Source organism: Streptomyces antimicrobicus (genome assembly GCF_020532625.1).
GTDB lineage: Bacteria > Actinomycetota > Actinomycetes > Streptomycetales > Streptomycetaceae > Streptomyces > Streptomyces antimicrobicus.
Window position 1 is genome coordinate 43,253 of sequence record NZ_JAJAUY010000006.1, and the last position, 26,920, is coordinate 70,172.

19 protein-coding genes are annotated in these 26,920 nt (G+C 75.3%); 6 read left to right on the plus strand and 13 right to left on the minus strand.

Features of this window, described 5'->3' with window-relative positions; all coding sequences use genetic code 11:
- Positions 1 to 115 precede the first annotated feature (115 nt).
- Both LG632_RS02835 and LG632_RS02840 read left to right on the plus strand, forming a co-directional pair.
- Positions 116 to 919 carry an ABC transporter ATP-binding protein gene (locus tag LG632_RS02835; protein ID WP_226724784.1) on the plus strand — a complete coding sequence of 268 codons (804 nt, stop codon included), beginning with the start codon at positions 116 to 118 and terminating at the stop codon, positions 917 to 919.
- The gene (locus LG632_RS02840) at positions 916 to 2,562 is read left to right on the plus strand and encodes a transporter (RefSeq protein WP_226724786.1); all 1,647 of its coding nucleotides are present in this window, start codon (positions 916 to 918) and stop codon (positions 2,560 to 2,562) included. Before LG632_RS02835 ends, LG632_RS02840 begins: the two co-directional genes overlap by 4 nt.
- Positions 2,563 to 2,651: 89 nt before the next feature.
- On the opposite strand, the gene LG632_RS02845 is transcribed toward LG632_RS02840, so the two are convergent.
- Both LG632_RS02845 and LG632_RS02850 read right to left on the minus strand, forming a co-directional pair.
- The gene (locus LG632_RS02845) at positions 2,652 to 3,593 is read right to left on the minus strand and encodes an alpha/beta fold hydrolase (RefSeq protein ID WP_226724788.1); all 942 of its coding nucleotides are present in this window, start codon (positions 3,591 to 3,593) and stop codon (positions 2,652 to 2,654) included.
- A gap of 265 nt (positions 3,594 to 3,858) precedes the next feature.
- Positions 3,859 to 4,551, minus strand: coding sequence for an iron-dependent transcriptional repressor DtxR (locus tag LG632_RS02850; protein WP_226724789.1), 693 nt, complete (start codon positions 4,549 to 4,551; stop codon positions 3,859 to 3,861).
- Between the two features lie 191 nt (positions 4,552 to 4,742).
- On the opposite strand from LG632_RS02850, the gene LG632_RS02855 reads away from it, so the two are divergent.
- Positions 4,743 to 5,498 (plus strand): SIS domain-containing protein, encoded by a 756-nt coding sequence (locus LG632_RS02855; protein ID WP_226724790.1) that lies wholly within the window; start codon positions 4,743 to 4,745, stop codon positions 5,496 to 5,498.
- Positions 5,499 to 5,517: 19 nt separating this feature from the next.
- Here LG632_RS02855 and LG632_RS02860 read toward each other — a convergent pair whose 3' ends face one another.
- Entirely contained in the window at positions 5,518 to 6,846 is a 1,329-nt protein-coding gene (locus tag LG632_RS02860) for a PAS domain-containing protein (RefSeq protein WP_226724792.1), read from the minus strand.
- A gap of 396 nt (positions 6,847 to 7,242) precedes the next feature.
- Positions 7,243 to 7,866, minus strand: coding sequence for a pyridoxamine 5'-phosphate oxidase (gene pdxH, locus LG632_RS02865; protein ID WP_226724862.1), 624 nt, complete (start codon positions 7,864 to 7,866; stop codon positions 7,243 to 7,245).
- 238 nt (positions 7,867 to 8,104) lie between these two features.
- Between pdxH and LG632_RS02870 the strand changes: the two genes are divergently transcribed.
- Positions 8,105 to 9,205, plus strand: a complete 1,101-nt coding sequence (locus tag LG632_RS02870) for a citrate synthase 2 (RefSeq protein ID WP_226724794.1) — start codon at positions 8,105 to 8,107, stop codon at positions 9,203 to 9,205.
- A gap of 72 nt (positions 9,206 to 9,277) precedes the next feature.
- On the opposite strand, the gene LG632_RS02875 is transcribed toward LG632_RS02870, so the two are convergent.
- The 9 genes from LG632_RS02875 to LG632_RS02915 form a co-directional block, all read right to left on the minus strand.
- Entirely contained in the window at positions 9,278 to 9,943 is a 666-nt protein-coding gene (locus LG632_RS02875; RefSeq protein WP_226724796.1) for a TetR/AcrR family transcriptional regulator, read from the minus strand.
- Positions 9,931 to 10,668 (minus strand): enoyl-CoA hydratase family protein, encoded by a 738-nt coding sequence (locus LG632_RS02880; RefSeq protein ID WP_226724797.1) that lies wholly within the window; start codon positions 10,666 to 10,668, stop codon positions 9,931 to 9,933. Before LG632_RS02880 ends, LG632_RS02875 begins: the two co-directional genes overlap by 13 nt.
- A gap of 87 nt (positions 10,669 to 10,755) precedes the next feature.
- Positions 10,756 to 11,922 carry an acyl-CoA dehydrogenase family protein gene (locus LG632_RS02885; protein ID WP_226724799.1) on the minus strand — a complete coding sequence of 389 codons (1,167 nt, stop codon included), beginning with the start codon at positions 11,920 to 11,922 and terminating at the stop codon, positions 10,756 to 10,758.
- Entirely contained in the window at positions 11,919 to 13,892 is a 1,974-nt protein-coding gene (locus tag LG632_RS02890; protein WP_226724801.1) for an acetyl/propionyl/methylcrotonyl-CoA carboxylase subunit alpha, read from the minus strand. Before LG632_RS02890 ends, LG632_RS02885 begins: the two co-directional genes overlap by 4 nt.
- Positions 13,893 to 13,897: 5 nt before the next feature.
- Positions 13,898 to 15,496 (minus strand): acyl-CoA carboxylase subunit beta, encoded by a 1,599-nt coding sequence (locus tag LG632_RS02895; RefSeq protein WP_226724803.1) that lies wholly within the window; start codon positions 15,494 to 15,496, stop codon positions 13,898 to 13,900.
- The gene (locus LG632_RS02900) at positions 15,493 to 17,331 is read right to left on the minus strand and encodes an acyclic terpene utilization AtuA family protein (protein WP_226724805.1); all 1,839 of its coding nucleotides are present in this window, start codon (positions 17,329 to 17,331) and stop codon (positions 15,493 to 15,495) included. Before LG632_RS02900 ends, LG632_RS02895 begins: the two co-directional genes overlap by 4 nt.
- Positions 17,328 to 18,110, minus strand: a complete 783-nt coding sequence (locus LG632_RS02905) for a TIGR03084 family metal-binding protein (protein ID WP_226724864.1) — start codon at positions 18,108 to 18,110, stop codon at positions 17,328 to 17,330. The genes LG632_RS02900 and LG632_RS02905 overlap by 4 nt, the downstream gene beginning before the upstream one ends.
- 365 nt (positions 18,111 to 18,475) lie before the next feature.
- A complete protein-coding gene (locus tag LG632_RS02910) occupies positions 18,476 to 19,414 on the minus strand; it encodes an EamA family transporter (RefSeq protein WP_226724807.1) in 939 nt (312 codons plus the stop codon).
- A gap of 127 nt (positions 19,415 to 19,541) precedes the next feature.
- On the minus strand, positions 19,542 to 22,322 hold the full coding sequence (locus LG632_RS02915; protein ID WP_226724809.1) for an FAD-binding and (Fe-S)-binding domain-containing protein: 2,781 nt from the start codon (positions 22,320 to 22,322) through the stop codon (positions 19,542 to 19,544).
- Positions 22,323 to 22,440: 118 nt separating this feature from the next.
- On the opposite strand from LG632_RS02915, the gene serC reads away from it, so the two are divergent.
- Positions 22,441 to 23,559 carry a phosphoserine transaminase gene (gene serC / locus LG632_RS02920; RefSeq protein WP_226724811.1) on the plus strand — a complete coding sequence of 373 codons (1,119 nt, stop codon included), beginning with the start codon at positions 22,441 to 22,443 and terminating at the stop codon, positions 23,557 to 23,559.
- 199 nt (positions 23,560 to 23,758) lie between these two features.
- Positions 23,759 to 26,914 (plus strand): sacsin N-terminal ATP-binding-like domain-containing protein, encoded by a 3,156-nt coding sequence (locus tag LG632_RS02925; RefSeq protein WP_226724813.1) that lies wholly within the window; start codon positions 23,759 to 23,761, stop codon positions 26,912 to 26,914.
- The last annotated feature ends 6 nt before the right edge of the window (positions 26,915 to 26,920 follow it).

Consider the following 26,920-nt stretch of genomic DNA (forward strand, 5'->3'; position numbering starts at 1 on the left):
GTACCCGTGTGAAAAACGCCGGGTGAACTCATGACATAAGTAACTGCTCGACCCTCGTGACCTGGCCCTATGGTGATGGCGACCAACGGGGACGGACGAGAGGCAGGGCTGGCTGATGGCCGGTGCCGGTGGAACGGGTGGTGCGGTCCAGGCCGCACCGGCGGTACGGATAGAAGGTCTGTGGAAGCGCTTCGGTGAGCAGATCGCCGTGTCGGGGATCGACCTGGAGCTGCCCGCGGGCAGGTTCGTCGGCCTGGTCGGGCCCAACGGCGCGGGCAAGACGACCACCTTGTCGATGGTGACCGGGCTGCTGCGCCCGGACCAGGGCCGGGTGGAGGTCGCCGGGCACGACGTGTGGCGCGACCCGGCCGCGGTGAAGTCCCGGATCGGGGTGCTCCCCGAGGGCATGCGCTTCTTCGAGCGGCTCTCCGGCCGGGAACTGCTCGGCTACATGGGCCGTTTGCGCGGGCTGCCGGGCGACGAGGTCGACAAGCGCGCGACGCAGCTGCTGGACGTCCTGGACCTGGCCGGTTCCCAGCACAAGCTGGTCGTGGACTACTCCACGGGCATGCGGAAGAAGATCGGCCTGGCGGCCGCGCTCCTGCACAACCCGGAAGTGCTGTTCCTCGACGAGCCGTTCGAGGGCGTGGACCCGGTCTCGGCGCAGATCATCCGCGGTGTGCTGGAGCGCTACACCGCCTCCGGCGCCACGGTCGTGTTCTCCTCGCACGTGATGGAGCTCGTGGAGTCGCTGTGCGACTGGGTCGCCGTGATGGCGGGCGGCCGGATCCGGGCCGCCGGCCCGCTGGCCGACGTACGGGGTGCGGCGCCCTCGCTGCAGAACGCGTTCCTCGAACTGGTCGGCGCGCACGGCCGCGACGCCGGTGAGGCGCTGGACTGGCTGGGCGGCGCACGATGACCACGGCCACTCCCGCGGCCCCGGCCGCCCCGGTGGCCGCCGACCCGGCCGCCGCGCCCTCGCTGACCTCGACGTTCGTCCGGCTGAAGCTGGCGCTGCTGCGCAACGGGCTCAGGGGATCGACCAAGCGCAAGGCCGCCTTCGTCAGTTCGGCCGTGTTCGCGCTGCTGGCCGCCGCGGTGGTGGTGCTCGTGCTGGCGCTGCTGCGCGGGCACGCGCACGCGGGCACCGCGGTGGTGGTGCTGGCCGCGATCCTCGGTCTGAGCTGGGCGTTCATGCCGTTGTTCTTCGCGGCGGGGGACGAGACGCTCGACCCGTCGCGGCTGGTGATGCTGCCGTTGCGGCCGCGGCCGATGGTGCGGGCGCTGCTCGTGTCGTCGTTGGTGGGCATCGGCCCGTTCTTCACGCTCTGTCTGGCCGTCGGTTCGGTGGTGGCGGTGGCGGACGACGGGGCCGCCGTCGCGGCGGGGGTGCTCGCCGTGCCGCTGCTGCTGCTGGTGTGCGTGGCGCTGGCGCGGGCCGTCGCCACGGCCAACGTGCGGCTGCTGAACAGCCGCAAGGGACGGGACCTGGCGCTGCTCAGCGGTCTGCTGATCGCGGTCGGCGCGCAGCTGGCCAACTTCGCCAGCCAGCGGCTGACCCAGGCCGGCGGTCTGACCGCGCTGGAGCCGGTCGAGGCGGTCGTGCGCTGGCTGCCGCCGGCCACCGCCATCGGCATGGTGGACTCCGTGAGCGCGGGCGCGTACGGGCGGGCGGCGGTCCAGCTGGCCCTGACCCTGGCGGCGCTGGTGCTGCTGCTGTGGGGCTGGGAGCGCGGGCTGACCAACCTGATGGTCACCCCCGACGGCTCGACCCTCGCCGCGGCCGGGCCGGAGAAGGAGCGGGCGACCGGCGGCGGGCTGTGGGCCCTGCTGCCGGGGGGCCGCACCGGCACGGTGATGCAGCGCACCCTGCGCTACGTCGTGCGGGACCCCAAGACCAAGTCGGCGTGGGTGACGGCGCTGGCCGTCGGCCTGATCGTGCCGGTCTTCAACGCCCTCCAGGGCACCGGCTCCGTGTACCTGGCGTGCTTCGGCGCGGGCATGCTGGGCGTGCAGATGTACAACCAGTTCGGCCAGGACACCTCGGCGTTCTGGATGGTCGCCCAGACCATGTCGTCCTCCCGGGACGCGTTCGTCGAACTGCGCGGCCGGGCCTACGCGCTGGGGCTGGTCACCGTGCCGTACACCGTCCTGGTCACGGCGGTCACGGCCGGGCTCGTGGGTGACTGGTCCGCGCTGCCGGAGGCCCTCGGCCTGGCGCTGGGGCTGCTCGGCGCGATGCTCTGCACGGGCGCGCTGGCCTCGGCGTACTACCCGTACTCGATCCCGTCGGAAGGCGCCTTCAAGAACGTCGCCCCCGGGCAGGCGGGGCTGGCGTGGGCCGGGATCTTCGGCGGCATGCTGTCGGCGGCGGTGCTGTGCCTGCCGCTGATCGCGCTGACGATCACGCTGCACGTGACGGATCTGCACGCGCTGCTGTGGCTGCTGCTCCCGGTGGGCGTCCTGTACGGGCTGCTCGCGACCTGGGTGGGGCTGAGGCTCGGCGCCCGGAAGGTCGCGACGAGCCTGCCGGAGATCCTGCAGGCCGTCAGCAAGGGATAGGCCGGCCGCTGCCCGCGGGGCGCTCGGGCCACCCGTCACGGGGGTGGGGTGGAACGGGCGACCGCGGGCAGCCGCGTCGGGGCGGAAGGTCAGGGGCCGGTCGGCACGGCCGTCAGGAAGGGTTCCAGGGCGGCGCGCCAGGCGGCCGGCTGGTCGTAGTGGAGGTAGTGGCCGGCGTCGGGGACCTCGGCGTACTGGCCGGCGGGCAGGACCCGGACCATCTCCTGGGCCTCGGCGCGGCCCAGCTCGCCGTCGAGGCCGCGGACGACCAGGGTCGGGCAGCGGACCTGGGCGAGCTCCTCCCAGTGCGCGTCGTGCACCCATGTCTCGCGGGCGACGAGCATCTGACGGCGGGAGAACAGCGGGCGCCAGCCGTCCTCGGCCTGGTGCATCACCTCGGCGAAGAAGGCGCCGCGGCCGGGGTTGGGGCGCTCCACCCAGGGGTCGTCCTCGCCGAACCAGCGGCGGGCGGCGTCCCGTGTGGGGAAGGGCAGCGGCCAGCGGCTGAACCACTCCTCCCACTGACGCTGCGAGGCCGCGCCGAGCGCGGAGGCCCGCATGTCGCAGATGACCAGGGCCCGGACGAGGTCGGGGCGGCGGGCGGCCAGCTGCCAGGCGGTCAGGGCGCCCATGGAGTGGCCGACGAGGGTGACGGGGGCCAGGCCCAGCTGCTCGACGGTGGCCTCGGCGTCGGCGACGAAGGCCTCACGCGTGTACGGGCCGGCTGCGGGCCGCTCGCTCTGGCCGTGCCCGCGCTGGTCGAGGGCGACGACGCGGTGGCCGGCGGCGAGCCAGCTCGCGGTGCCGGCCCAGTGGAAGGCGCGGCCCATCAGACCGTGGAGTAAGAGGACGGCCGGGCGCGGGTCACCGGCCGCGTCGGGCGGCTCCGCCCGGGCCGGGAGGCCGGCCGCGGCGGGCTTGCGCAGGCCCGGCCCCGTGGCCTGGCGGGGTGGCGCGGAGTCCGCTTCACGGAACTCCCAGGCCGCCAGGCGCACGCCGTCGGCCCCTGTCACATCGAAGCGCTGTACCACCGCAGATGCACCCCCTTGGCTCCCGCCCAGACTATCGAACCCGCATTCGAAAACGGCTTTCTCGCCGCCAACACCGCTCTTTCGAGTGACCTTGCTCAAGGATTGGCCGCCGCTGCCGAGGGGAGATCTTCATCGGGAGGCGGGCCGCTCGGGGAAGACGGTCCGAGGGGAAGACCCTGAGAGCTCGGGGCTCCGGGTCGACTGGGGAGGACCGGTCCCGGCGCCGCAAGGCGCCGGGACCATCACTACCCACAAATGCGCCGGCTCAGCGCTTCGCCACGAAAACGTGCGAGGCGATCTCGGGCTCCAGCTCGGCGGCCTCGCCGCCACTGCCCACGAGCACCCCGCCGGGCGACTCGGTCACGCTGACCACCGACCCGGGCTGCACGCCCGCCCGGCGCAGCGTGTACATCAGCTGGGCGTCCGTCTGGATCGGCTCGCCGATCCGGCGCACGACCACGGTCTTGCCCTCCGTGCCGGGGTCCAGCTCCGACAGGCTGACCATGCTGTCGTCGAGGAACGGGTCGGCCTCGGCCTTCTCGCCGAGCTCCTCCAGGCCCGGGATCGGGTTGCCGTACGGCGACTCGGTCGGGTGGCGCAGCAGCTCCAGCACCCGCCGCTCCACCGCCTCGCTCATCACGTGCTCCCACCGGCACGCCTCGGCGTGGACCTGCTCCCACTCCAGGCCGATCACGTCGACGAGCAGGCATTCCGCCAGGCGGTGCTTGCGCATGACGCGGGTGGCCAGGCGGCGGCCCTCCTCGGTCAGCTCCAGGTGCCGGTCGCTGGCCACGGCCACCAGGCCGTCGCGCTCCATGCGGGCGACCGTCTGGCTGACCGTCGGCCCGCTCTGGTCGAGCCGCTCGGCGATCCGGGCGCGCATGGGGACCACACCTTCCTCCTCCAGCTCAAGGATGGTGCGGAGATACATCTCCGTGGTGTCGATCAGTCCGGACATTCGTGCCCCTCGGATTTTTCGTGCGCTGGCCCTGCCCCAATTCTGACGCATCGGGCCGACAACCGTCCCGAGCCTGAGCGGTCCGGGCCGTCGGTCCACGGATTGACGTCCGTATTGACACGCCCTTGGTACAGACCGCACGGTGAGCGGCGGACCGCGACGCACCCGATCACTGGAAGGACCCTCGGCGCATGGGCGAGAGCAAGCTGGCCGGTCAGTTCTTCGACGCCGCCATCGGGCTGCTGCAGCGGGTCCGCGAGGAGGAGGAGGCGGCGATCGCCGCCGCCGGGGCGGCCGTGGCGGACGCCGTCGCCGCCGGCAACCGGCTGTTCGCCTTCGGCGCCGGCCACTCGTCGCTGCCCGCGCAGGACGTGGTGTACCGGGCCGGCGGGCTGGCCGTGATGAACTTCCTGGCCGTGCCCGGCACCGCCGGGGTCGACGTCATGCCCGCCACCCTCGGCAGCGCGCTGGAACGGGTGGACGGACTGGCCGGGGCGGTGCTGGACAGCAGCCCGGCCGGGGCGGGCGACGTCCTCGTGGTCATCTCGCTGTCCGGGCGCAACGCCCTGCCGGTGGAGATGGCGATGAACGCGCGGGCGCTGGGCCTGAAGGTCATCGGGGTGACGTCGCTGGCGTACGCCGAGGGCACGCGGTCGCGGCACGTGTCGGGGACGTTCCTGAAGGACCACTGCGACATCGTCGTCGACAGCAAGATCGCGGTCGGCGACGCCGAACTGACCGCGGACGGCATCGACGCGCCGTTCGCCCCGGCGTCGACCGTGGTCACGAGCGCCATCATGCAGGCGGTCATGGCCGCGGCCGCGGGCGACCTGGCCGCCCGGGGCCTGGAACCGCCGCTGCTGCGCTCGGGCAACGTCGACGGCGGCCACGAATGGAACGGCCGCGTGATGTCCCAGTACCGCGACCGCATCTTCTTCCGGCACTGATCCGCCGCGGCCCCGCCCGTCAGGGGCCCGGGGGGCGCGGGGAGAGGGAGGAGGCGAGGTCCATGTCCTCGGCCACTCGGGCCGCCACCTCCTCGGCGTAGGCGGCGTCCGCGCGGTCGAAGACGGGGCGGGAGGCCGCCCGGGCGAAGGTGAGGACGCCCAGGGTGCGGCCGCGGCTGCGCAGGACCGTGCACAGGGCGTGGACGGTGCCCGCGGGCCAGTGGCGGGTACCGGCCCAGGCGGGGGCGTCCTCCCCGCGCGGGACGCTGCTGCGGACCGGGCCCAGGCGGTCCAGGGCCTGGAGGGCGGGATGCCCCTCGGGGTAGCGGACCGGGATGGCGCCGGGCTCCGGCAGGAGGGACACGGGCCCGGCCGAGCCCGAGGGCCAGTCGGCCACCCTGACCAGCCGTTCGCCGCAGACCGAGTCGACGAGGGCGTGGTCGGCGAACCCGGCCAGCGCGAACTCCAGCCGGACGGCCGCGGCCTCGGCCGGGTCCTCGCACTCGGCGGCGGCCCGCCCGGACCGGTGCAGCTGCTGGGAACGGAACCGCAGCTGGGCGGCGTCCAGCTGGACCTGCCGGGCCTCGGTGACGTCCTGGAACAGCCAGCCCACCCCGAGCGGGACGGGCTCCTCCGCCAGCGGCGAGGCCAGCCGCAGGAACCCGCACCGCCAGCAGCGCCTGCGTTCGCCCTCCGGCGTGCGGACCGACACCCACAGCTCCACCGGCGCCGGCGGCGCCCCCTCGGCCAGCACGTGCTGCAGCGCGCCCTCCAGCTCCTCCACGCCCTGCGCCAGCAGCTCGCCCAGCGGCCGGCCCAGCAGGGCCGTGCGCCCCATCCCGAAGGCCCGCGCCGCGTGCGTGTTGACCACCGCCGGCCGCAGGTCCACGTCGACGAGCACCACGCCCCAGGACGCGTCGTCCATCAGGGCCTCGCTCAGCGCGATCGACCGCTCCAGGTCGATCTGCGCGTGCACCTCGCTGAAGGCGCAGTACACCCCGGCCGGCTTCCCGTCGGCCCCGGGCACCCCGGCCGACTGGGTCCGTACCAGCACCCGCCCGCCGTCCTTGGTGACCAGCGCGAACTCGTGCACCTGCCGCCCGGGGCCCTCCTGGGCGGCCATCAGCTGGGCCTCGACCTCCTGGGCGTCGGCCTCCCGAGCCGCCCAGCCCGCGAACCCGCGGCGCCCGACCGCCTCCGCGGCCGTCCAGCCCAGGATCCGCTCCGCCTCCCGGTTCCAGTGCGTGACCACGCCGTCGGCGTCGAACGCGCACAGCGCCGCGTCCATGCCGTCCAGCAGCGCGGCCAGCAGTTCCTCGGTGGTCTCACTACGTCCGGAAGCACTCACCTGGCACCCCCTGCAGGTGTTCGCGTGTGCGGCACGTCAGATCATTGAACTGGAACGTGACGCAGCCCACACCGCATTCCCCCGATTCCCCCAGAATAAATCGGTTGAGGCCCCCGGAACGGGCTCCTAGTGTGGGGCGTACACGAGAAGGGAGGTGGTTCCGGAAATGTATGGCAACCGGACGCGTGAGGTGGCTGCGGGCTAGGGCCCGTCGTCTCAACGCACCCAGTGCTGTGCCGGCGGAAACCGCTGGCCAATCCCAAGCAGTCACCCGACCCGCGGGCTCGCCGGTACGTCCGGCCGGCTCCTCTTTCCTGCAGGAGAGGACCCGAGCCCGCGGGTCGTCTGCGTCTCCGGGACAGGCGCTCGCCGTCTACGGGCACAGGCGCTCGCCGTCTAGGGGCACAGGCGCTCGACGCGCCACGCGTCGTCGTCGCGGACGTAGCGCAGCCGGTCGTGCAGCCGGTTCTCGTGGCCCTGCCAGAACTCGACCTCGTGCGGGACGACGCGCAGTCCGCCCCACTCCGGCGGCACCGGCACCTGCTCCCCCTCCGGGTAGCGCTCCGCGAGCTCGGCGTAGCGCCGGTCCAGCTCCGCGCGCGAGGCGATGACCCGCGACTGCTCGCTGGCCCACGCCCCCAGCTGGGAGCCGTGCGGCCGGGAACGGAAGTACGCGGCGGTCTCGTCGCGGCCGGTGCGGGCGGCGGTGCCCCTCACCACGACCTGGCGGGCGATGGAGTGCCAGGGGAAGAGCAGGGCGACGTGCGGGTTCTCGGCGATCTCCCGCGCCTTGCGGGAACCGTAGTTGGTGAAGAAGACGAACCCGCGGTGGTCGAACTGCTTCAGCAGCACGGTGCGGGAGCTGGGCCGGCCGTCCGCGGTCGCGGTCGAGACGACCATGGCGTTGGGCTCGAAGACGTGCGCGTTGGCTGCCTGCCGGAACCACAGGGCGAACTGCTCCATGGGGTCCGCGGCGAGCCCGTCCTCGCCGAGGATCTCGGAGCGGTACTGCTTGCGCATGACGGCGGGGTCAAGGTCGTGGGCGGTCACCCGGCCATCCTGCCGTAGGGCCGACCGATGGGGTGTGCCGTATGTCACGCTTCCGCACATCAAGCGGAACCGACAAAATCTTGGGGCCGGTCCGCTGGTCCCCGCACGGGTGACGGGCGGCCCTGCCGGGCATCAACGGGGATGACCGCGCCGGACCGCGAATCACGCCGGGAGCCGCGCGTGTTCGCACTACCTGAGGAGCCGCCTGATGTCCGACTTCGTACCCGGACTCGAAGGGGTCGTCGCGTTCGAGACGGAGATCGCCGAGCCCGACAAGGAAGGCGGAGCCCTCCGCTACCGGGGCGTCGACATCGAAGACCTGGTCGGTCACGTCTCCTTCGGGAACGTGTGGGGCCTGCTGGTCGACGGTGCCTTCAACCCCGGCCTGCCGGCCGCCGAGCCCTTCCCGATCCCCGTGCACTCCGGGGACATCCGTGTGGACGTGCAGTCCGCCCTCGCGATGCTCGCCCCGGTGTGGGGCCTGAAACCGCTGCTGGACATCGACGAGGCCACCGCCCGCGACAACCTGGCGCGGGCCGCGGTCATGGCACTGTCCTACGTCGCCCAGTCGGCCCGCGGCCAGGGACTGCCGATGGTGCCGCAGCGCGAGATCGACAAGGCCGAGTCCGTCGTGGAGCGGTTCATGATCCGCTGGCGCGGGGAGCCGGACCCGGCGCACGTCAAGGCGGTCGACGCCTACTGGACCTCCGCGGCCGAGCACGGCATGAACGCCAGCACCTTCACCGCCCGGGTCATCGCCTCGACCGGCGCCGACGTCGCGGCCGCCCTGTCGGGTGCGGTCGGCGCCATGTCGGGCCCGCTGCACGGCGGCGCGCCCTCGCGTGTGCTGGGCATGATCGAGGAGATCGAGCGCACCGGCGACGCCGAGGCGTGGGTGAAGAAGGCCCTGGACCGCGGCGAGCGCCTGATGGGCTTCGGGCACCGCGTCTACCGCGCCGAGGACCCGCGCGCCCGGGTGCTGCGCCGTACGGCCAAGGAGCTGAACGCGCCGCGCTACGAGGTCGCGGCGGCGCTGGAGAAGGCGGCGCTGGCCGAGCTGCACGCCCGCCGGCCCGACCGGGTGCTCGCCACCAACGTGGAGTTCTGGGCGGCGATCATGCTGGACTTCGCCGAGGTCCCGGCGCACATGTTCACCTCGATGTTCACCTGCGCCCGCACCGCGGGCTGGTCGGCGCACATCCTGGAGCAGAAGCGCACCGGCCGCCTGGTGCGTCCCTCGGCCCGCTACGTCGGCCCGGGCAAGCGCGACCCGCGCGACATCGAGGGCTACGCCGACATCGCCGGCTGAGCCGGCCGCACCCCAGGGCCCGTCCCGCACCGGACCTCCCGGCGCGGGGCGGGCTCCCTGCGTCGGGTGGGCTCAGGGCCGCCCGAGGGCCGTCTCGACGATGCGCGACCACTGGGCGACCACCCGGGCGCGGCGGCCGGCGTCGTCGGTGAGGACGTTGGCCAGGCCGAGCCCTCGGGCCATGTCGAGCAGGCCCTGGACGGTCTCGCGGACCCCGGGCACCGACTCGTCGGCGCCGAGCAGCTCGACGGCGATGCGGTGGGTCTCCCGGCCCACCTTGGCCTCCAGCTCGACGACGCGGGGACGCAGCTGCTCCTCGTTGGAGGCGGCCACCCACAGCTGCAGGGCGGCCCGGAACAGCGCCCCGGTGTAGAGGTCCACGAGCGCCTCGACCACGGCGGGGCGGGCGGCGGGACCGGCCGCGAAGAGCTCGCGCAGGGCGGCCGAGCGCTCCTCGGCGACGTGCTCGACGGCGGCGGTGAACAGGTCCTCGCGGGTCGGGAAGTGGTACTGGGCCGCGCCCCGGGAGACCCCGGCGCGCTCGGCGACGACGGCGACGGTGGAACCGGCCCAGCCCTGCTCGGCCAGGCACGAGACCGCCGCCTCCAGCAGGTGCCGGCGCGTCACCCGGCTCCGGGCCTGCTTGGGCGAGGACCCCTGCTTGGGCGAGGATCCCTGCTTCGCCCCCGCCACCTGCGGGCCGCCACTGCCCTGCCGCGCGTCGGTCACCGTGCCCATGACGGGTCCCGGCGCTCGAAGCGGGCGGTGAGGCCCTCCCGGGCCTCGGCGGAGCCGAAGACCCGCGCGGACAGCTCGGCCAGGGCCGCGCCGTCGCGGGCGAGGGCTTCCCGCACCGGCGCGGTGACCAGGCGCTTGGTCTCGGCCAGGGCCTCCGGGCCGGCTTTGCCCAGCCCGGCGAGGACCGGGGCCAGGGCCGCGTCGACGTCCTGCGCGTGCAGGGTGAGCAGGCCGATCCGGACCGCCTCGGCCGCGTCGAACGGCTCGGCGGTCAGGAAGTAGCGGGCCGCCGCGCGGGGGTCGAGGCGGGGCAGCAGCGGCGCGGAGATCACGGCCGGGACCAGGCCCAGGTGCGTCTCCGTGAAGGCGTACGTCGAACCGGGCCCCGCGGCGGCGAGGTCGCAGACGCCGAGCAGGCCGAGGCCGCCGGCCCGGACATGGCCGGTGACCCGGGCGACCACCGGCTTCGGCAGGTCGGTGATCTCGCGCAGCAGCGCCAGGAAGTCGGCCGGGTCGCAGGGCGAGGCGAGGTCGGCGCCCGCGCAGAAGGTGCCCCCGGTGTGGGTGAGCACGACCGCCCGGGCCTGCGGGTCCGCCCCCGCCGCGGCCAGGGCGGCGCGCAGCTCGCCGACGAGGGTCGCGGAGAGCGCGTTGCGGTTGGCCGGTGAGTCGAGCGTGAGCGTGGTGATGCCGTGCGCGTGCGCGGCGTTGACGACCGATTCCACGGCCGCTCCTCCCTTGCGGTCCGGGCCGGCCGGGACGGTGGCGGCTGCCACCGCCCCGGCGGGCGGGTGCGGTGCCGGGCCGTACGCCTAGTACGACTTGGGCAGGCCCAGGGTCTGGTGCGAGACGAAGTTGAGGATCATCTCGCGGCTGACGGGGGCGATCCGGGCGACCCGGGCGGCGGTCACCAGGGCGCCCAGTCCGTACTCACGGGTGAGGCCGTTGCCGCCCAGCGTGTGGACGGCCTGGTCCACCGCCCTCGCACAGGCCTCGCCGGCAGCGTACTTGGCCATGTTCGCGGCCTCGCCCGCGCCCATGTCGTCCCCGCTGTCGTAGAGGTGGGCGGCCTTCGCCATCATCAGGCGGGCCAGTTCGAGCTCGATGTGCGCCTGCGCCAGCGGGTGGGCCACGGCCTGGTGGGCGCCGATGGGCTCCTTCCACACCTGCCGGGTACGGGCGTAGTCCACGGCCCGGCCCAGGGCGTAGCGGCCCATGCCGATGGCGAAGGCGGCGGTCATGATCCGCTCCGGGTTCAGCCCGGCGAACAGCTGCAGCAGCCCCGCGTCCTCTTCGCCGACCAGCGCGTCGGCGGGCAGCCGTACGTCGTCCAGGACGAGCTCGAACTGCTTCTCGGCAGCCTGGATCTCCATGTCGATCACCGAACGGGTGAATCCCGGAGCGTCCCGCGGGACGATGAACAGGCACGGCTTGAGCGCGCCCGTGCGGGCGTCCTCGGTCCGGCCGACGATCAGGGTGGCATCGGCGATGTCCACCCCGGAGACGAACACCTTGCGCCCGCTCAGCAGCCAGTCGTCGCCGTCGCGGCGGGCGGTGGTGGTGATCCGGTGGGAGTTCGAGCCCGCGTCCGGCTCGGTGATGCCGAAGGCCATGGTGCGGCTGCCGTCGGCCAGACCCGGCAGCCAGGCGCGCTTTTGCTCCTCGGTCCCGAACCGGGCGATGACCGTGCCGCAGATCGCGGGCGAGACGACCAGCATCAGCAGCGGGGAGCCGGCGGCGCCCAGCTCTTCGAGCACGATGGCGAGTTCGGCGATGCCGCCGCCCCCGCCGCCGTACTCCTCGGGCAGGTTGACGCCGAGGTAGCCGAGCTTGGCGGCGTCGGCCCACAGCTCGTCCGGATGGCGGCCCTCGCGGGCGGTCCGGGCCAGGTACTCACGGCCGTAGCGCCGGCCGAGGGCGGCGACGGCGGCGCGCAGGGCGGCGTGCTCTTCGGATTCGATGCCGGGTGTGGTGCTCATGCGTGCGGTTCCTCCTGGACGACGGCGAGCAGGGCACCGACCTCGACCTGGTGGCCGGGTGCGGCGTGGAGCGCGGTGAGCGTGCCGGAGGCGGGCGCGAGGATGCGGTGCTCCATCTTCATGGCCTCCAGCCAGAGCAGCGGCTGTCCGGCGCTGACCGGGACCCCGGGGGCGAGGCCCTCGGCGACCCGGACGACGGTGCCGGGCATGGGAGCGAGCAGGGAGCCGGGTTCGGTGCGGTCCTGGGGGTCGGCGAACCGCGGCTGTGGAAGCAGGGTGTGGGCGCCGAACGGCGAGTCGACGTAGACCTCCGTCCTGTTCGAATTTTGTTTCACGTGGAACACCCGCTGGACGCCGTCCTGTTCGAGCACCACGCGGTCGGCGGAGACGCCCAGGACGCGCACGTCGTCCCGCCCCTCGGGGCGCGGCCCCTGCCGGGTGTGCCGGTACGCCACCTCGTACGAGCTGCCGTCGGCGGTCCGGTAGTGGCGGGTCTGCGGCTGGGAGGGGACGTTGCGCCAGCCGCCGAGCCGGGCGGTGAGCGGGGCGTCCGGCGCCGGGACGGTGCCGGCGAGGGCGGCGGCCAGGGCGGCGAGAGCGGTGCCGCCCGCCGCGTCCGGGGCCTCGGCGGTGAGGGCGTCGAGGTGGCGGTCGTAGAAGCCGGTGTCCAGGTGCGCGGCCACGAACTCCGGGTGGCGCAGGGAGCGGACGAGCAACTCGCGGTTGGTGGTCAGGCCGTGCACCCGCGCCCGGGACAGCGCGCGGGCCAGGACCCGGACGGCCTCGGCCCGGGTGGGGGCATGGGCGACGACCTTGGCGAGCAACGGGTCGTAGTGGACGCCCACGGTGTCCCCGGCGGCGAACCCGGTGTCCACGCGGACCCCGCCCGGGACGTCCAGGGTGTGCAGGACACCGGTCTGCGGGCGCCAGTCCCGGGCCGGGTCCTCGGCGTACAGACGGGCCTCGACGGCGTGCCCGAAGGGCTGCGGCGGCCGCGCCGGCAGCGGCTCGCCCTCGGCGATCCGCAGTTGCAGGGCCACGAGGTCCACGCCGAAGACGGCCTCGGTGACGGGGTGTTCCACCTGCAGGCGGGTGTTCATCTCCAGGAAGTACGGGCGCCCGTCGGCGGTGACGAGGAACTCGACGGTGCCCGCCCCCCGGTACGACACCGCGCGGGCGGCCGCGACGGCGGCCTCGTGCAGGGTGGCGCGCAGGGCCTCGGACAGGCCGGGGGCCGGGGCTTCCTCGACGACCTTCTGGTGGCGCCGCTGGAGGGAGCAGTCGCGGGTGCCCAGGGCCCAGACGGTGCCGTGGGCGTCGGCGAGGACCTGCACCTCCACGTGCCGGCCGCGTTCGACGTAGGGCTCGGCGAAGACCTCGCCGTCGCCGAAGGCGGAGCGGGCCTCGGCGGCCGCCGCCGCCAACTCGTCCTCCAGCGCCTCCAGCTCCCGTACGACGCGCATCCCGCGGCCCCCGCCGCCCGCGGCGGCCTTGAGCAGCAGCGGGAGGTCGGACGCGGTTGCGGCCAGCGGGTCCACGGGATCGAGCAGGGGCACCCCGGCGGCCCGCATCAGCTTCTTGGCACGGGTCTTGGAGGCCATGGCCTCGATCGCCTCGGGCGGCGGGCCGACCCAGACCAGCCCGGCGTCCTGGACGGCCCGGGCGAAGGCGGCGTTCTCGGAGAGGAAGCCGTAGCCCGGGTGCACGGCGTCGGCGCCGGCGGCGAGGGCCGCCGCGATCACCAGGTCGCCGCGCAGATAGGTGTCGGCGGGGGCCGCGCCGGGCAGCCGGACCGCCGCGTCGGCCTCGCGTACGTGCAGGGCGGTGGCGTCCGGGTCGGAGTGCACGGCGACGGTGTCCAGGCCCAGGGCACGGGCGGTGCGCAGGACGCGGACGGCGATCTCCCCGCGGTTGGCGACGAGCAGCCGGGACAAGGGGGTGGCCGGGTTCGGGTTCGGGTTCGCGGTCATGGGCCTCACATCCGGAAGACGCCGAAGCCGCCGCGGGCGCCCTCGACGGGGGCGTTGTGGACGGCCGACAGGCACAGGCCGAGGACGGTGCGGGTGTCGCGCGGGTCGATGACCCCGTCGTCGTAGATCCGCCCGGACAGGAACATCGGCAGCGACTCCGACTCGATCTGCGCCTCGACGAAGGCGCGCATGCCGGCGTCCTGCTCCTCGTCGTACGGCTGCCCCTTCGCGGCGGCCGACTGCCGGGCGACGATCGACAGCACCCCGGCGAGCTGCTGGGGGCCCATGACGGCCGACTTGGCGCTGGGCCAGGCGAACAGGAAGCGGGGCTCGTAGGCCCGGCCGCACATGCCGTAGTGGCCGGCGCCGTAGGAGGCGCCGATGAGTACGGACAGGTGCGGGACACGGGAGTTGGAGACCGCGTTGATCATCATCGAGCCGTGCTTGACGATGCCGCCCTGCTCGTACTCCTTGCCGACCATGTAGCCGGTGGTGTTGTGCAGGAACAGGAGCGGGATGTCGCGCTGGTTGGCCAGCTGGATGAACTGGGCCGCCTTCTGGGACTCCTCGCTGAACAGCACGCCCTGCGCGTTGGCCAGGATGCCGACGGGGTAGCCGTGCAGGGCGGCCCAGCCGGTGACCAGGCTGGTGCCGTAGAGCGGCTTGAACTCGTCGAAGTCCGAGGCGTCCACGATCCGGGCGACGACCTCGCGGGGGTCGAACGGGGTCCGCAGGTCGGAGGGCACGATGCCGAGCAGTTCCTCCGGGTCGTACAGGGGCTCGGGGGCGGGGCCCGGATCGGGGTACGGCTTGCGGTGGTTCAGCCGCGCGACGATCCGGCGGGCCTGGCGGATCGCGTCCTGCTCGTCCACGGCGTAGTGGTCGGCGAGGCCCGAGGTGCGGGCGTGCATGTCGGCGCCGCCGAGCGACTCGTCGTCGCTCTCCTCGCCGGTGGCCATCTTGACCAGCGGCGGGCCGCCGAGGAACACCTTCGACCGGTCCTTGATCATGACGGTGTGGTCGGACATGCCGGGGATGTACGCGCCTCCGGCGGTGGAGTTGCCGAAGACCACGGCGACGGTCGGGATCCCGGCGGCCGAGAGCCGGGTCAGGTCGCGGAAGATCGCCCCGCCCGGGATGAAGATCTCCTTCTGGGAGGGCAGGTCGGCACCGCCGGACTCGACCAGGCTGATCACCGGCAGCCGGTTGGCGAGGGCGATCTCGTTGGCGCGCAGCGCCTTCTTCAGCGTCCACGGGTTGCTGGCGCCGCCGCGGACGGTCGGGTCGTTGGCCACGACCACGCACTCGACGCCCTCGACGGTGCCGATGCCGGTGACCATCGAGGCCCCGACCGGGTAGTCGCTGCCCCAGGCGGCCAGCGGGGACAGCTCCAGGAACGGCGTGTCGGGGTCCAGCAGCAGCTCGACCCGCTCCCGGGCCAGCAGCTTGCCGCGGGCGCGGTGCCGCTCGGTGTACTTGGGGCCGCCGCCGGCCAGCGCCTTGGCGTGCTCGTCCGCCAGGGCGGCGAGCCGTTCCAGGGCGGCCTCGCGGTGGGCGAGGTGTTCGGGGCCGCGGGGGTCCAGCGTGGTGGCGAGGCGGGTCACGGGCCGACCTCCGGGTGCGGGAGCAGGTGGGTGGGGATGTCGAGGTGGCGGGCCCGCAGCCACTCGGCCAGGGCCTTGGCCTGCGGGTCGAAGCGGGGCGCCGAGGCCGCGCCGGCGCCGAGCAGGCCGGGCAGGAGGAAGTTCAGGGCGCGCAGGCCGGGCAGGGCGTGGCGCTCGACGGGCAGGAGGCGGGCCTCGGGGAGCAGTTCCTTGAGCGCGGCGGGCGTGAGCGTGGCCTCCAGCCAGGCGTAGGCCTCGTCCGTCTCGACCCAGACGCCGAGGTTGGCGTCGCCGCCCTTGTCGCCGCTGCGGGCTCCGGCCACCAGGCCCAGCGGGGCGCGGGTGGTCTCCGGGGCTCCGCCCCCGTGCCGCCGCGCCGGTGGGGCGGGCGGGTCGGGCGGGTGCGGGAGGCGGGGCGGGTGCGGGTGCGGGAGGGGCTGGGGCTGGGGCTGGGGCTGGGGGCCCGGCCGGGCCGCCGGCCCCCCGGGAAGCCCGTCCCCGGGAAGCCCGTCCCCGGACCTTCCGGCGACCGCGTCCCCCGCCCCCCGGGTGGCGATGGCCAGCCTGGTCCCGTCCGCCAGGACCACGGTGTGGGGCACGGTCCCCACCGGGACGTGGGCGGTGTCGAAGACGCCGTATGGCTGGGGCGGGGCCGGCGGGGCGGTGACGTGGAAGCCCGGGTAGCTGGCCAGGGCCAGTTCGACGGCGGAGGAGGTCAGGGCGCGGCCCACGCGGTCGGGGTCGGGGTCGCGGACGACCAGGCGGAGCAGGGCGCTGGCCGTCTCCTCGGTCCGGGCGTCCGGACGGTCGGTGCGGGCCAGGGTCCATTCGGCCGTGGCCAGGCCTTCCAGGGCCGGGGCGAGCTGGGCGCGCACCAGGGCCGCCTTCGCCTCGATGTCCAGGCCGGTCAGGACGAACGTGACCTCGTTGCGGTGGCCGCCGATCCGGGTGATGCCCACCTTGAGGGTGCCGGGCGGGGCCTCGCCGCGTACGCCCTCGATCCGGACCCGGTCCGGTCCGTCCGGCCGGAGCCGGACCGTGTCGAGCCGGGCGGTGACGTCGGGGCCGAGGTAGCGCGGGCCCTGGGTCTCGTACAGCAGTTGGGCGGTGACGGTGCCGACGGTCACCGCTCCCCCGGTGCCCGGGTGCTTGGTGATCACCGCGCTGCCGTCGGCCTCGATCTCGGCGAGCGGGAAGCCGGGGCGGCGCACGTCGTGCCGTGTGAAGAAGGCGTAGTTGCCGCCCGTGGCCTGGGTGCCGCACTCCAGCACGTGCCCGGCGACCACGGCGCCCGCCAGCCGGTCGTGGTCGTCCGGCGACCAGTCGAACCACCAGGCCGCGGGCCCCGACACCAGCGCCGCGTCGGTGACGCGGCCGGTGACGACGACGTCCGCGCCGGCGCGCAGGGCCGCCGTGATGCCGGCGCCCCCGAGGTAGGCGTTGGCGGTGAGGGCGCCCGCGCCGTACGGCATCAGGTCGTCGCCCTCGACGTGGGCGACGGTCACGGGCAGCTGCAGCTTCGCGGCCAGCGCGCGGACGGCGTCGGCCAGTCCGGCCGGGTTGAGCCCGCCCGCGTTGGTCACCAGGCGCACGCCCCGCTCGTGGGCGAGGCCGAGGGTGTCCTCCAGCTGGCGCAGGAAGGTGCGGGCGTACCCGAGTTCGGGGTTCTTCAGCCGGTCGCGGCCGAGGATGAGCATCGTCAGCTCGGCGAGGTAGTCGCCGGTCAGGACGTCCAGCGGGCCGTCCTCCAGCATCTCGCGCACGGCGCAGAAGCGGTCGCCGTAGAAACCCGAGGCGTTGCCGATCCGCAGCACCCCGCGCGCTCCGCCCGTCATCGGGCCGCTCCCGGCTCCCGGCCGGTGCCGGGCGGACCCGCGAAGGCCTGGGCGAGGTCGAGCCAGCGGTCGGCGTCCGCGCCGGTGGCCTCGACGGCGAGGTCGGCGCGGTGGGCCCGCCGAGTGACCAGGAGGCAGAAGTCGAGGGCGGGGCCGGTGACGCGCTGGGCCGCGTCCGGCGGCCCGTACGCCCAGACTTCGGCCGAGCCGGGCGCGGTGAGCTCCACCCGGAACTCCTCGGCGGGCGCGGGCAGTCCGCGCACCGAGAAGGCGTAGTCGCGGGTCCGTACGCCGATCCGGGCGACGTGGCGCAGCCGGTCGGTGGGCGTACGGCGCACCCCGAGGGCGTCGGCGACGTCCTGGCCGTGCGCCCAGGTCTCCATCAGTCGGGCGCCGGCCATCGACGCGGCCTTCATCGGCGGCCCGTACCAGGGGTACCGGACGTCCGGCGAGGCCGCGGCCAGCGCCGCGTCCAGGGCCGCGCGGCCGGCGCGCCAGCGGGCGAGCAGCTCGGCGGGCGGGAGGGCGGCGCCCTCGGCGGCCCCGTCGTCCACGAAGGTCTCGGGCGAGCGGAGGGCCTCGGCCACCATCGCGCCGAAGGCGTCGGCGTCGGTGAGCGCGAGCCGCGCGGCCCGGTCGGTCCAGGCCAGGTGGGCGATCTGGTGCGCGACCTGCCAGCCGGGGGCCGGGGTCGGGCGGGCCCAGTCGCCCGGCGGCAGGTCCGCCACGAGGCGGTCGAGCTCCTGGCTCTCCGCGCGCAGATCGGCGTAGACGGCCAGGGCCGCAGGGGCGGGCGGGGCGGACGGTGCGGACGGTGCTGGTGGTACGAGCGGTTCGGGCACGGATGTGCTCCCCTCGGTGACCCCGGGACACGACGGCGTGAGGGGCAGCGTGGCAGCGCCCGAGAAAACAAGCAAGCATGCTTGCATGATTTCGGCCGCGGGACCGGCCCTGGAGGCGACCTCGGAGTGACCGTCGGAGGCGGAATTCCCGAGCGGGCCTCAGGACCGGACTTCCGGAGCAGGCCTCAGGAACGGACCGCCGGAGCAGACCTCAGGGGCAGACCTCAAGGGCAGACCTCAGGAACGGACCCCCGGAGCAGACCTCAGGGGCAGGCCTCAGGAACGGACCGCCCGAGCGGGCCTCAGGAGCGGACCGCGCCCATGCTGGCCGCGACGACCAGGGCGATCGCCAGGGCGTCCGTGGCGGACAGGGCCTGGTGCAGGACCAGGAAGCCGGCCGTCGCCGCGATGGCCGGCTCCAGGCTCATCATGATCGCGAAGGTCGGCGCCGGGAGCCGGCGCAGCGCCAGCATCTCCAGCGTGTACGGCAGGACGGACGACAGCACCGCGACACCCGCGCCCAGCGCCAGCGTGCCGGGCACCAGCAGTTCGGCCCCGGCCTCGGCGATGCCGAACGGCAGCGAGAGCACGGCCGCCACCGCCATCGCCAGGGCGAGGCCGTCGGCCTGCGGGAAGCGGCGGCCGGTGCGCGCGCTGAAGACGATGTACGCCGCCCACATCGCGCCCGCGGCCACGGCGAAGGCCGCGCCGACCAGGTCCAGCGAGCCGAATCCGCCGCCGTGCCCGGACAGCAGGGCCACGCCCGCCAGGGCGAGGGCGGCCCACAGGAGGTTGACCAGCCGGCGGGAGACGAGCACGGACAGGGCCAGCGGGCCGAGGACCTCCAGGGTGACGGCGGCGCCGAGCGGAATGCGGTCGACAGCCTGGTAGAAGAAACCGTTCATCGCGGCCATCGCCACGCCGAAGGCCACCACCGTGCCCCAGTCGGCGCGGCTGTGTCCCCGCAGCTTCGGACGGCACACCAGCAGCAGGACCACGGCGGCCGCGGCGAGCCGCAGGGTGACCACGCCGGTGGCGCCGGCCTTCGGCATGATCAGGACCGCGAGGGCGGCGCCGAACTGCACCGAGACGCCCGCGGCGAGCACCAGTCCGACCGGGCCGAGCGCGGCCACCGCGGCACGCCGCGGCGCCGGGCCGGCCGCGGGTGCGGGCGGGGCCGGGGCCAGGGCCGGACTGGCGGTCGTCTCGGGGGGCTGCGCGGCGGATACGGATCGGGCCATTCCACTAGGTTACGGCCGACGTAAGGACCATGAGCGCGTGTTTTGCCTTACATCGACGTGTCCCGGTCCCCCTCACGTCGACGTGCCCCGCTCCCCGCGCCCGCCCGCCGGCCGCCGCGCCTTCGCCCTACGCCCGCCCGCCCGGGCCGTCCAGCGCCTCGGCCAGGAGTTCCGCGAGGTGGCGGGGCCGGTGGTCGGTGAGGCCCGTGATCTGGGTCCGGCAGGAGAAGCCGTCGGCGAGGACCGCCGCCTCCGGGGCGGCCGCGCGCAGGGACGGCAGCAGTTGCTCCTCCGCGCAGGCCACCGAGACCTCGTAGTGGCCGGGCTCGAAGCCGAAGTTGCCCGCGAGGCCGCAGCAGCCCCCGCTGAGCGCGCCGGTCAGGCCGGCCCGGGCCCGCAGCCGGCGCTCGGCCGCGTCGCCCAGGACGGCGTGCTGGTGGCAGTGGGTCTGGCCGACGACCGGGCGGTCCAGGACGGGCGGGTCCCAGTGGGGGGCGTACTCCTCCAGGGTCTGGGCGAGGGTGCGGACCCGGGCGGCGAGGCGCGCTGCGCGGGGGTCGTCGGGCAGGAGGCGGGGGAGGTCGGTGCGCAGGGCCGCGGCGCAGCTGGGTTCGAGGACGACGACGGCCCCGGCCGGGTCGGCGTCCCCGAGGACGTCCAGGGTGCGCCGCAGGACGGACCGGGCGCGGTCCAGGCGGCCGGTGGACACGTAGGTCAGCCCGCAGCAGGGTCTGGCCGGAGGCAGGGCGGGGGTCAGGCCGGCCGCGGTCAGCACGCGGACCGCCGCGTGGCCGACCTCGGGAACGAGGTACTCCGTGAAGGTGTCCGGCCACAGCAGCACGCCGTGAGGAGCCGGGCCCGCGGCACCCGAGCGGCCCGCGGCACCCGAGCGGCGCGCCGCGACCGGCGGCGGCGCCGGGAAGGACCGGGTGAACGGCACCCGCGCCAGCCGCGGCAGCCTCCGCTGCGGTGTCAGCCCCGCCAGCCGGGCCGCGCCCGGCAGGCGGGCCGCCGCGTCGGCGAGGCGGGCCGCGCGAAGGGCGGAGATCAGGCGGAGCCAGGCGGGCAGACCGCCCAGGGTCCAGTGGGACAGCGGGCGCAGGCGGTGCTGGAAGTGGTGGTGGAGGAACTCCGCCTTGTAGGACGCCATGTCCACGCCCACCGGGCAGTCCCGGTGGCAGCCCTTGCAGGCCAGGCACAGGTCCAGCGCCTCGGCCACCTCCGCCGAGCGCCAGCCGTCGGTGATCACCTCGCCCGCGAGCATCTCGTGCAGCAGCCGGGCCCGGCCCCGCGTGGAGTGCCGCTCCTCCCGGGTGACCCGGTAGGACGGGCACATCACCCCCGGCCCCGGCGCGGTGGAGCGGCACTTGGCCACGCCCACGCACCGCGCCACCTCGCGGGCCAGCGGCTGCCCGGCCGGCAGCACGGAGAAGCGCAGGTTCTCGTCCAGCCGCGCCGGCCGGGCCAGCACACCGGGGTTCATGCCGCCCGCCGGGTCCCACACGTCCTTGTACGCGCCGAACAGCTCGACCACCTCGGCCCCGTACATCTTCGGCAGCAGCTCCGCGCGGGCCTGGCCGTCGCCGTGCTCGCCCGACAGGGAGCCGCCGTGCGCGACGACCAGGTCCGCCAGCTCCTGCGAGAAGGTCCGGAAGCGGGCCACGCCCGCCTCGCTGGCGAGGTCGAAGTCGATGCGGACGTGGACGCAGCCCTCGCCGAAGTGGCCGTAGGGGGTGCCGTGCAGGCCGTGCGCCGCCAGGAGGGACCGGAACTCCCTCAGGTACGCGCCCAGCCTCGGCGGCGGCACCGCGCAGTCCTCCCAGCCGGGCCAGGCGTCGCCGCCCCGCGCGGTGCGGGTCGCGGTGCCCGCCGCGTCCTCCCGGATCCGCCACAGGGCCCGCTGCCCGCCCGGGTCCGCGACCACCATGACGTCCACGGCGTCCGCGGTCCGGGCCAGGGCCCGGGCGGCTGCCTCGTCCGGCATCTCCACGAACAGCCAGGCCCCGCCCCGCGGCAGCCCGGCCGCGCCGCGCACCAGGTCGGCGGCCATGCCCTCCACGGTCAGCGGGCCGTGGGCGACGATCCCGGCCGCCGCGTCGGCCGCCGCGCTCTCGTCGGCGTACCCGAGGACGGCCAGGGCCGGTGCCCGGGGCGGTTCGACCAGGGCGACCACCGCCTCGGTCAGCACGCCGAGGGTGCCCTCGCTCCCGCAGAAGGCCCGGGCCACCTGCGTGCCCCGTTCGGGGAGCAGCGCGTCCAGCGCGTAGCCCGAGATCCGGCGCGGCAGCCGGCCGGTGTCCGGCAGGCCCGTGCGCAGCAGCGCCAGGTGGGTGCTGACCAGGTCGGACAGGCCGGGCGGGGCGCCCTGCCAGCCGCGGGCGATCCGGTGCCGGCCGCCGCCGTACGTGAGCACCTCCAGCTCCCGTACGTTGTCGGCGGTGGTGCCCCAGGCGACCGAGTGCGCGCCGCAGGCGTTGTTGCCGATCATGCCGCCGAGGGTGCAGCGGGAGTGCGTGGAGGGGTCGGGGCCGAAGGTGAGGCCGTACGGGCGCGCGGCGGCCCGCAGGGTGTCAAGGACCAGGCCGGGCTGGACCACGGCGGTGCGGGCCCGCGGGTCGAGGGAGAGCAGCGCGTTCATGTGGCGGGTCATGTCGAGCACCACGCCGGTGCCGGTGGCCTGCCCGGCGATCGAGGTGCCGCCGCCGCGCGGGACCACCGGCACGCCCGCCTCGCGGCAGACGTCCAAGGCCCTCGCCACGTCCTCGGCGTCCCGCGGGGCGACCACGCCGCGCGGCACCCGCCGGTAGTTGGAGGCGTCCATCGTGGTCAGGGCGCGCGCCGCCGCCCCGAAGTCCACCTCGCCGCGGACGGCGGCCCGCAGCGCCCGTTCGAGATCGCTCACGCTCACGCCCCCATCGTGCCCGTGCCGCGCCGCACCGTGCCGCGACCCACCGTCCCGCCGACCCGTCGTCTCATCGGGTGGACGCCGCGCGGATGCGCGGCGCGCGACCCGATACCCTCCGTCCGTGGCTGAGATCCAGATTCCCGCTGACATCAAGCCCGCCGACGGACGCTTCGGCGCGGGCCCCTCCAAGGTGCGGACGGAGGCGCTGGACGCCCTCGCCGCCACCGGTAGCTCCCTGCTCGGTACCTCCCACCGCCAGGCCCCGGTCAAGAACCTGGTCGGCTCGGTGCGGCAGGGCATCCGGGACCTCTTCTCCCTGCCCGAGGGCTACGAGGTGATCCTGGGCAACGGCGGCTCCACCGCCTTCTGGGACGTCGCGACGCACGGCCTCATCGAGCGGAAGTCGCAGCACCTGAACTTCGGCGAGTTCTCGTCCAAGTTCGCCAAGGCCGCCAAGCTCGCCCCGTGGCTGGACGAGCCGACCGTGATCTCCTCCGAGCCGGGCACCCACCCCGCGCCGAAGGCCGAGGCGGGCGTGGACGTGTACGCGTTCACGCACAACGAGACCTCCACGGGCGTCGCGGCCCCGATCGAGCGGGTCGCGGGCGCCGACGAGGGCGCGCTGGTGCTGGTCGACGCCACCTCCGGCGCCGGCGGTCTGCCGGTGGACATCACCCAGACGGACGTCTACTACTTCGCCCCGCAGAAGTCCTTCGCCTCCGACGGCGGCCTGTGGCTGGCGGCGTTCTCCCCGGCCGCCCTGGAGCGGGCGCAGCGCGTGCACGCGTCCGGCCGGCACGTGCCGGAGTTCTTCTCGCTGCCGACGGCGATCGACAACTCCCTGAAGAACCAGACGTACAACACCCCCGCCCTGGCCACGCTGTTCCTGCTGGACCAGCAGCTGAAGTGGATCAACGGGCAGGGCGGTCTGGACTGGGCGACCTCCCGTACGGCGGCCTCCGCGGGCGCCCTGTACGGCTGGGCCGAGGCCTCCAAGCACGCCACGCCGTTCGTGACGGACCCGGTCAAGCGGTCGTCGGTCATCGGCACGATCGACTTCTCCGACGACATCGACGCGGCGGCGATCGCCAAGGCGCTGCGCGCCAACGGCATCGTGGACACCGAGCCGTACCGCAAGCTCGGCCGCAACCAGCTGCGGATCGCGATGTTCCCGGCGATCGACCCGGCCGACGTCGAGGCCCTGACCGGCTGCATCGACTACGTGATCGAGCGCCTCTGACCCTGCGGCCCCACCGGTCCGCGACAGGCCCCGGCGACGGTTCGTCCGTCCCCCCGGGGCCTGTCCCCTGTGCGGGACGGGGACTCCAACGCGGTGGTGTTCGCGCACCTCACCGGCAAGGCGTGCGGGACCGGCCCGTCGCCCGCCGGGGTCCGGGCGCACGATACCTTCGGGGTCCCAGCATCAAGGAGGCAGCGGCGTGAGCGTGCGAGTGACGGCAGCCCCGGGCGGCGTCGACCCCTTCGGCACGGCCCGGTTGCGGCGCGGGGTGCTCGACGCGTGGGCCGCGTCCCCCGCCCGGTTCCGCGAGGACGCCAACGCCGAGGAGGACCTGGCGCTCGGCGGCTACCGCGACCGGCTCGTGGTCGAGCTGGCCCAGAACGCGGCCGACGCCGCCGCCCGCGCGGGGGTGCCGGGCCGGCTCCGGCTCACCGTGCACCCCGTCGAGGGCGGGCACCCGGTGCTCGCCGCCGCCAACACCGGTGCCCCGCTGGACGCCACCGGCGTCGAGTCGCTGAGCACCCTGCGGGCCTCCGCCAAGCGGGAGCCGGCCGCCGGGGCGGACGGGCAGTCCGTCGGCCGGTTCGGCGTCGGCTTCGCCGCCGTCCTCGCCGTCTGCGACGAGCCCGCCGTGCTCGGCCGGCACGGCGGCGTGCGCTGGTCCCTGGCCGAGGCGCGCGAACTGGCCGCCGAGACCGCCCGGCACAGCCCGGGCCTCGGCGACGAACTGCGCCGCCGCGACGGGCACGTACCGCTGCTGCGCCTGCCGCTGGCCGCCGAGGGCAGCGCGCCCGAGGGCTACGACACGGTGGTCGTGCTCCCGCTGCGGGACGCCGCCGCCGAGGACCTGGTGCGGCGGCTGCTCGCCGGGATCGACGACGCGCTGCTGCTGACCCTGCCCGGGCTGGCCGAGCTGGTGATCGAGACCCCGGAGGGGACCCGGACGCTGACCCGCCGCACCGACGGCGCGTTCACGGTCGTCGACGACAGCGCCGCCGGCGAGGTACGCCACTGGCGCACCGTCCGCCACAGCGGCACCATCGAGCCGGCGCTGCTCGCCGACCGCCCGGTGGAGGAGCGGCTGCGCCCGCACTGGACGGTCTCGTGGGCGGTGCCGGTGGACGCCGACGGCGCCCCGGTCCGCCCCGCGACCGCGCCCGTGGTGCACGCGCCCACCCCGACCGACGAACCGCTGGGCATCCCCGCCCTGCTCATCGCCACCCTGCCGCTGGACACCGCCCGCCGGCACCCGGCGCCCGGGCCGCTGACCGACTTCCTGGTGGCGCGCGCCGCCGACGCGTACGCCGAACTCCTCGGCGCCTGGCGGCCGGTGACCACGGCCCTGATCGACCTGGTGCCCGGACCGCTGGGCCAGGGCGCGCTGGACGGCGCCCTGCGGGCGGCGATCCTGGAGCGGCTGCCGCGCACCGCCTTCCTCGCGCCCGCGGCGCCGTCGGAGGAGCTGGTCGCGCTGCGGCCGTTCGAGGCCGAGGTCGTCGAAGGGGCCGGCGCCGAGACCGTGCAGGTCCTCGCCGAGGTCCTGCCCACGCTGCTGCCGGCGGGCCTGGAGCGCCGCTCCGAGCTGCGCGCGCTGGGCGTGGGCCGGCTGCCGCTGGGCGACGCGATCGAGCGGATCGCGGGCATCGACCGGTCCCCGCGGTGGTGGTACCGGCTCTACGACTCGCTGGCCGGGGTGGACCCCGACCGGCTGACCGGGCTGCCGGTGCCGCTGGCGGCGGACGCCGGCCCGGAGGGCGGGCCCGTCGGCGGCCCCGTCCGGGCCGCGATCGGGCCCCGTCACATCCTGCTGCCCGGGCCGGACACGCCCGCCGGACTCACCCGGATCGGCCTGCGGATCGCCCACCCGGACGCCGCGCACCCGCTGCTGGAGAAGCTCGGCGCGGTCCCCGCCAACCCGCGCGCGGTGCTCACCACCCCGCAGGTGCGGGCCGCCGTCGCGGCCTCCTTGGACGCCGGGGAGATCTGGGACGAGGACGCTCTGGACCCCGAGGAGCTGGCCGAGATCGTCCTCGGCCTGGTCCGCGACGCCGACCTGGCCCCCGGTGACGAGCCGTGGCTGGGCGCCCTCGCCCTGCCGGACGAGGAGGGCGAACTCGCCCCCGCCGCCGAACTGGTCCTGCCCGGCAGCCCCTTCGCCGCGGTGATCCGCGAGGACGAGCTCGGCCTGGTGGACGCCGACCTGGCCGAGCGGTGGGGCGAGCAGCCGCTGACCGCCTGCGGGGTCCTCGCCGGCTTCCAGCTGGTCCGGGCCGCGGACGTGGTGCTGGACCCGGACGAACTGGAGCCGCGCGACAGCGACTTCCCCGAGCCCGACGACGCCGGGCTGCTCGACGCGGTCGACGTGTGGTGCGAGGACGTCCTGGACCAGCTGCCGGACCACCCGGTCCCGCCGGTCGCGACCGAGCTGCTCGGCGTACGGGACCTGGACCTGGTGGACGACGACAAGTGGCCGCAGGCGCTGGCGCTGCTGGCGCAGCCGCCGCTGCGGGACGCGCTGACCCAGCCGGTGCGGGTGCTGCTGCCCGACGGCACCACGCAGAACGTCCGCCCGTACACGGCCTGGTGGCTGCGCGACCACCCGGTGCTCGACGGCCGCCGTCCGGCCGGCCTGCGCGCGGCGGGCGGCGACCCGCTGCTGGAGGGGCTGTACACGTCCGCCGCCGTGACCGGCTTCGAGGACGAGCAGGTGCTGCGGGCGCTGGGCGTACGGACCTCCGTCGCGGCCCTGCTGGACGAGCCGGGCGGCGCCGCCGAGCTGCTGGGCCGGCTGGCCGACCCCGACCGGGAGGTGACGGCCCGCCAGCTGCACGCCCTGTACGGGGCGCTGGCCGAGCTGGAGCCGGAGCAGGTGACGCTGCCGGACGAGCTGCGCGCGGTGGTGGACGGCGAGGTGGTGGTCGTGGACGCGGCCGACGCGGTCGTCGCGGACGCCCCCGACCTGCTGCCGCTGACGGCCGGCCTGCCGCTGCTGCCGGTCGCCCCGGCCCGCGCCGCCGACCTCGCGGACCTCCTCCAGGTCCGCCGCCTGTCCCGGACGGTCCCGGCCGAGGTCACCACCCCCGGCGAGGAGCACGAGGTCCCGGAGTCGGTCCGGGTCCTGCTGGGCCCGGCGACCCCGCTGACGTACCTGGAGCACGAGGAACTGGTGGCGGGCGGCGTGGAACTGGACTGGCGCCTGACCCCCGACGGCGTCCTGCACGCCGCCACCTTGGAGGGCGTCGCCGCCGGTCTGGCCTGGTCGACCGCCCAGTGGCCGCGCCGCTTCGAGGTGGCCGCCCTCCTGGAGGACCCCTCGCGCACGGCGGAACTGGCCCGGGACCGCTGGTTCGACTGACCCCCG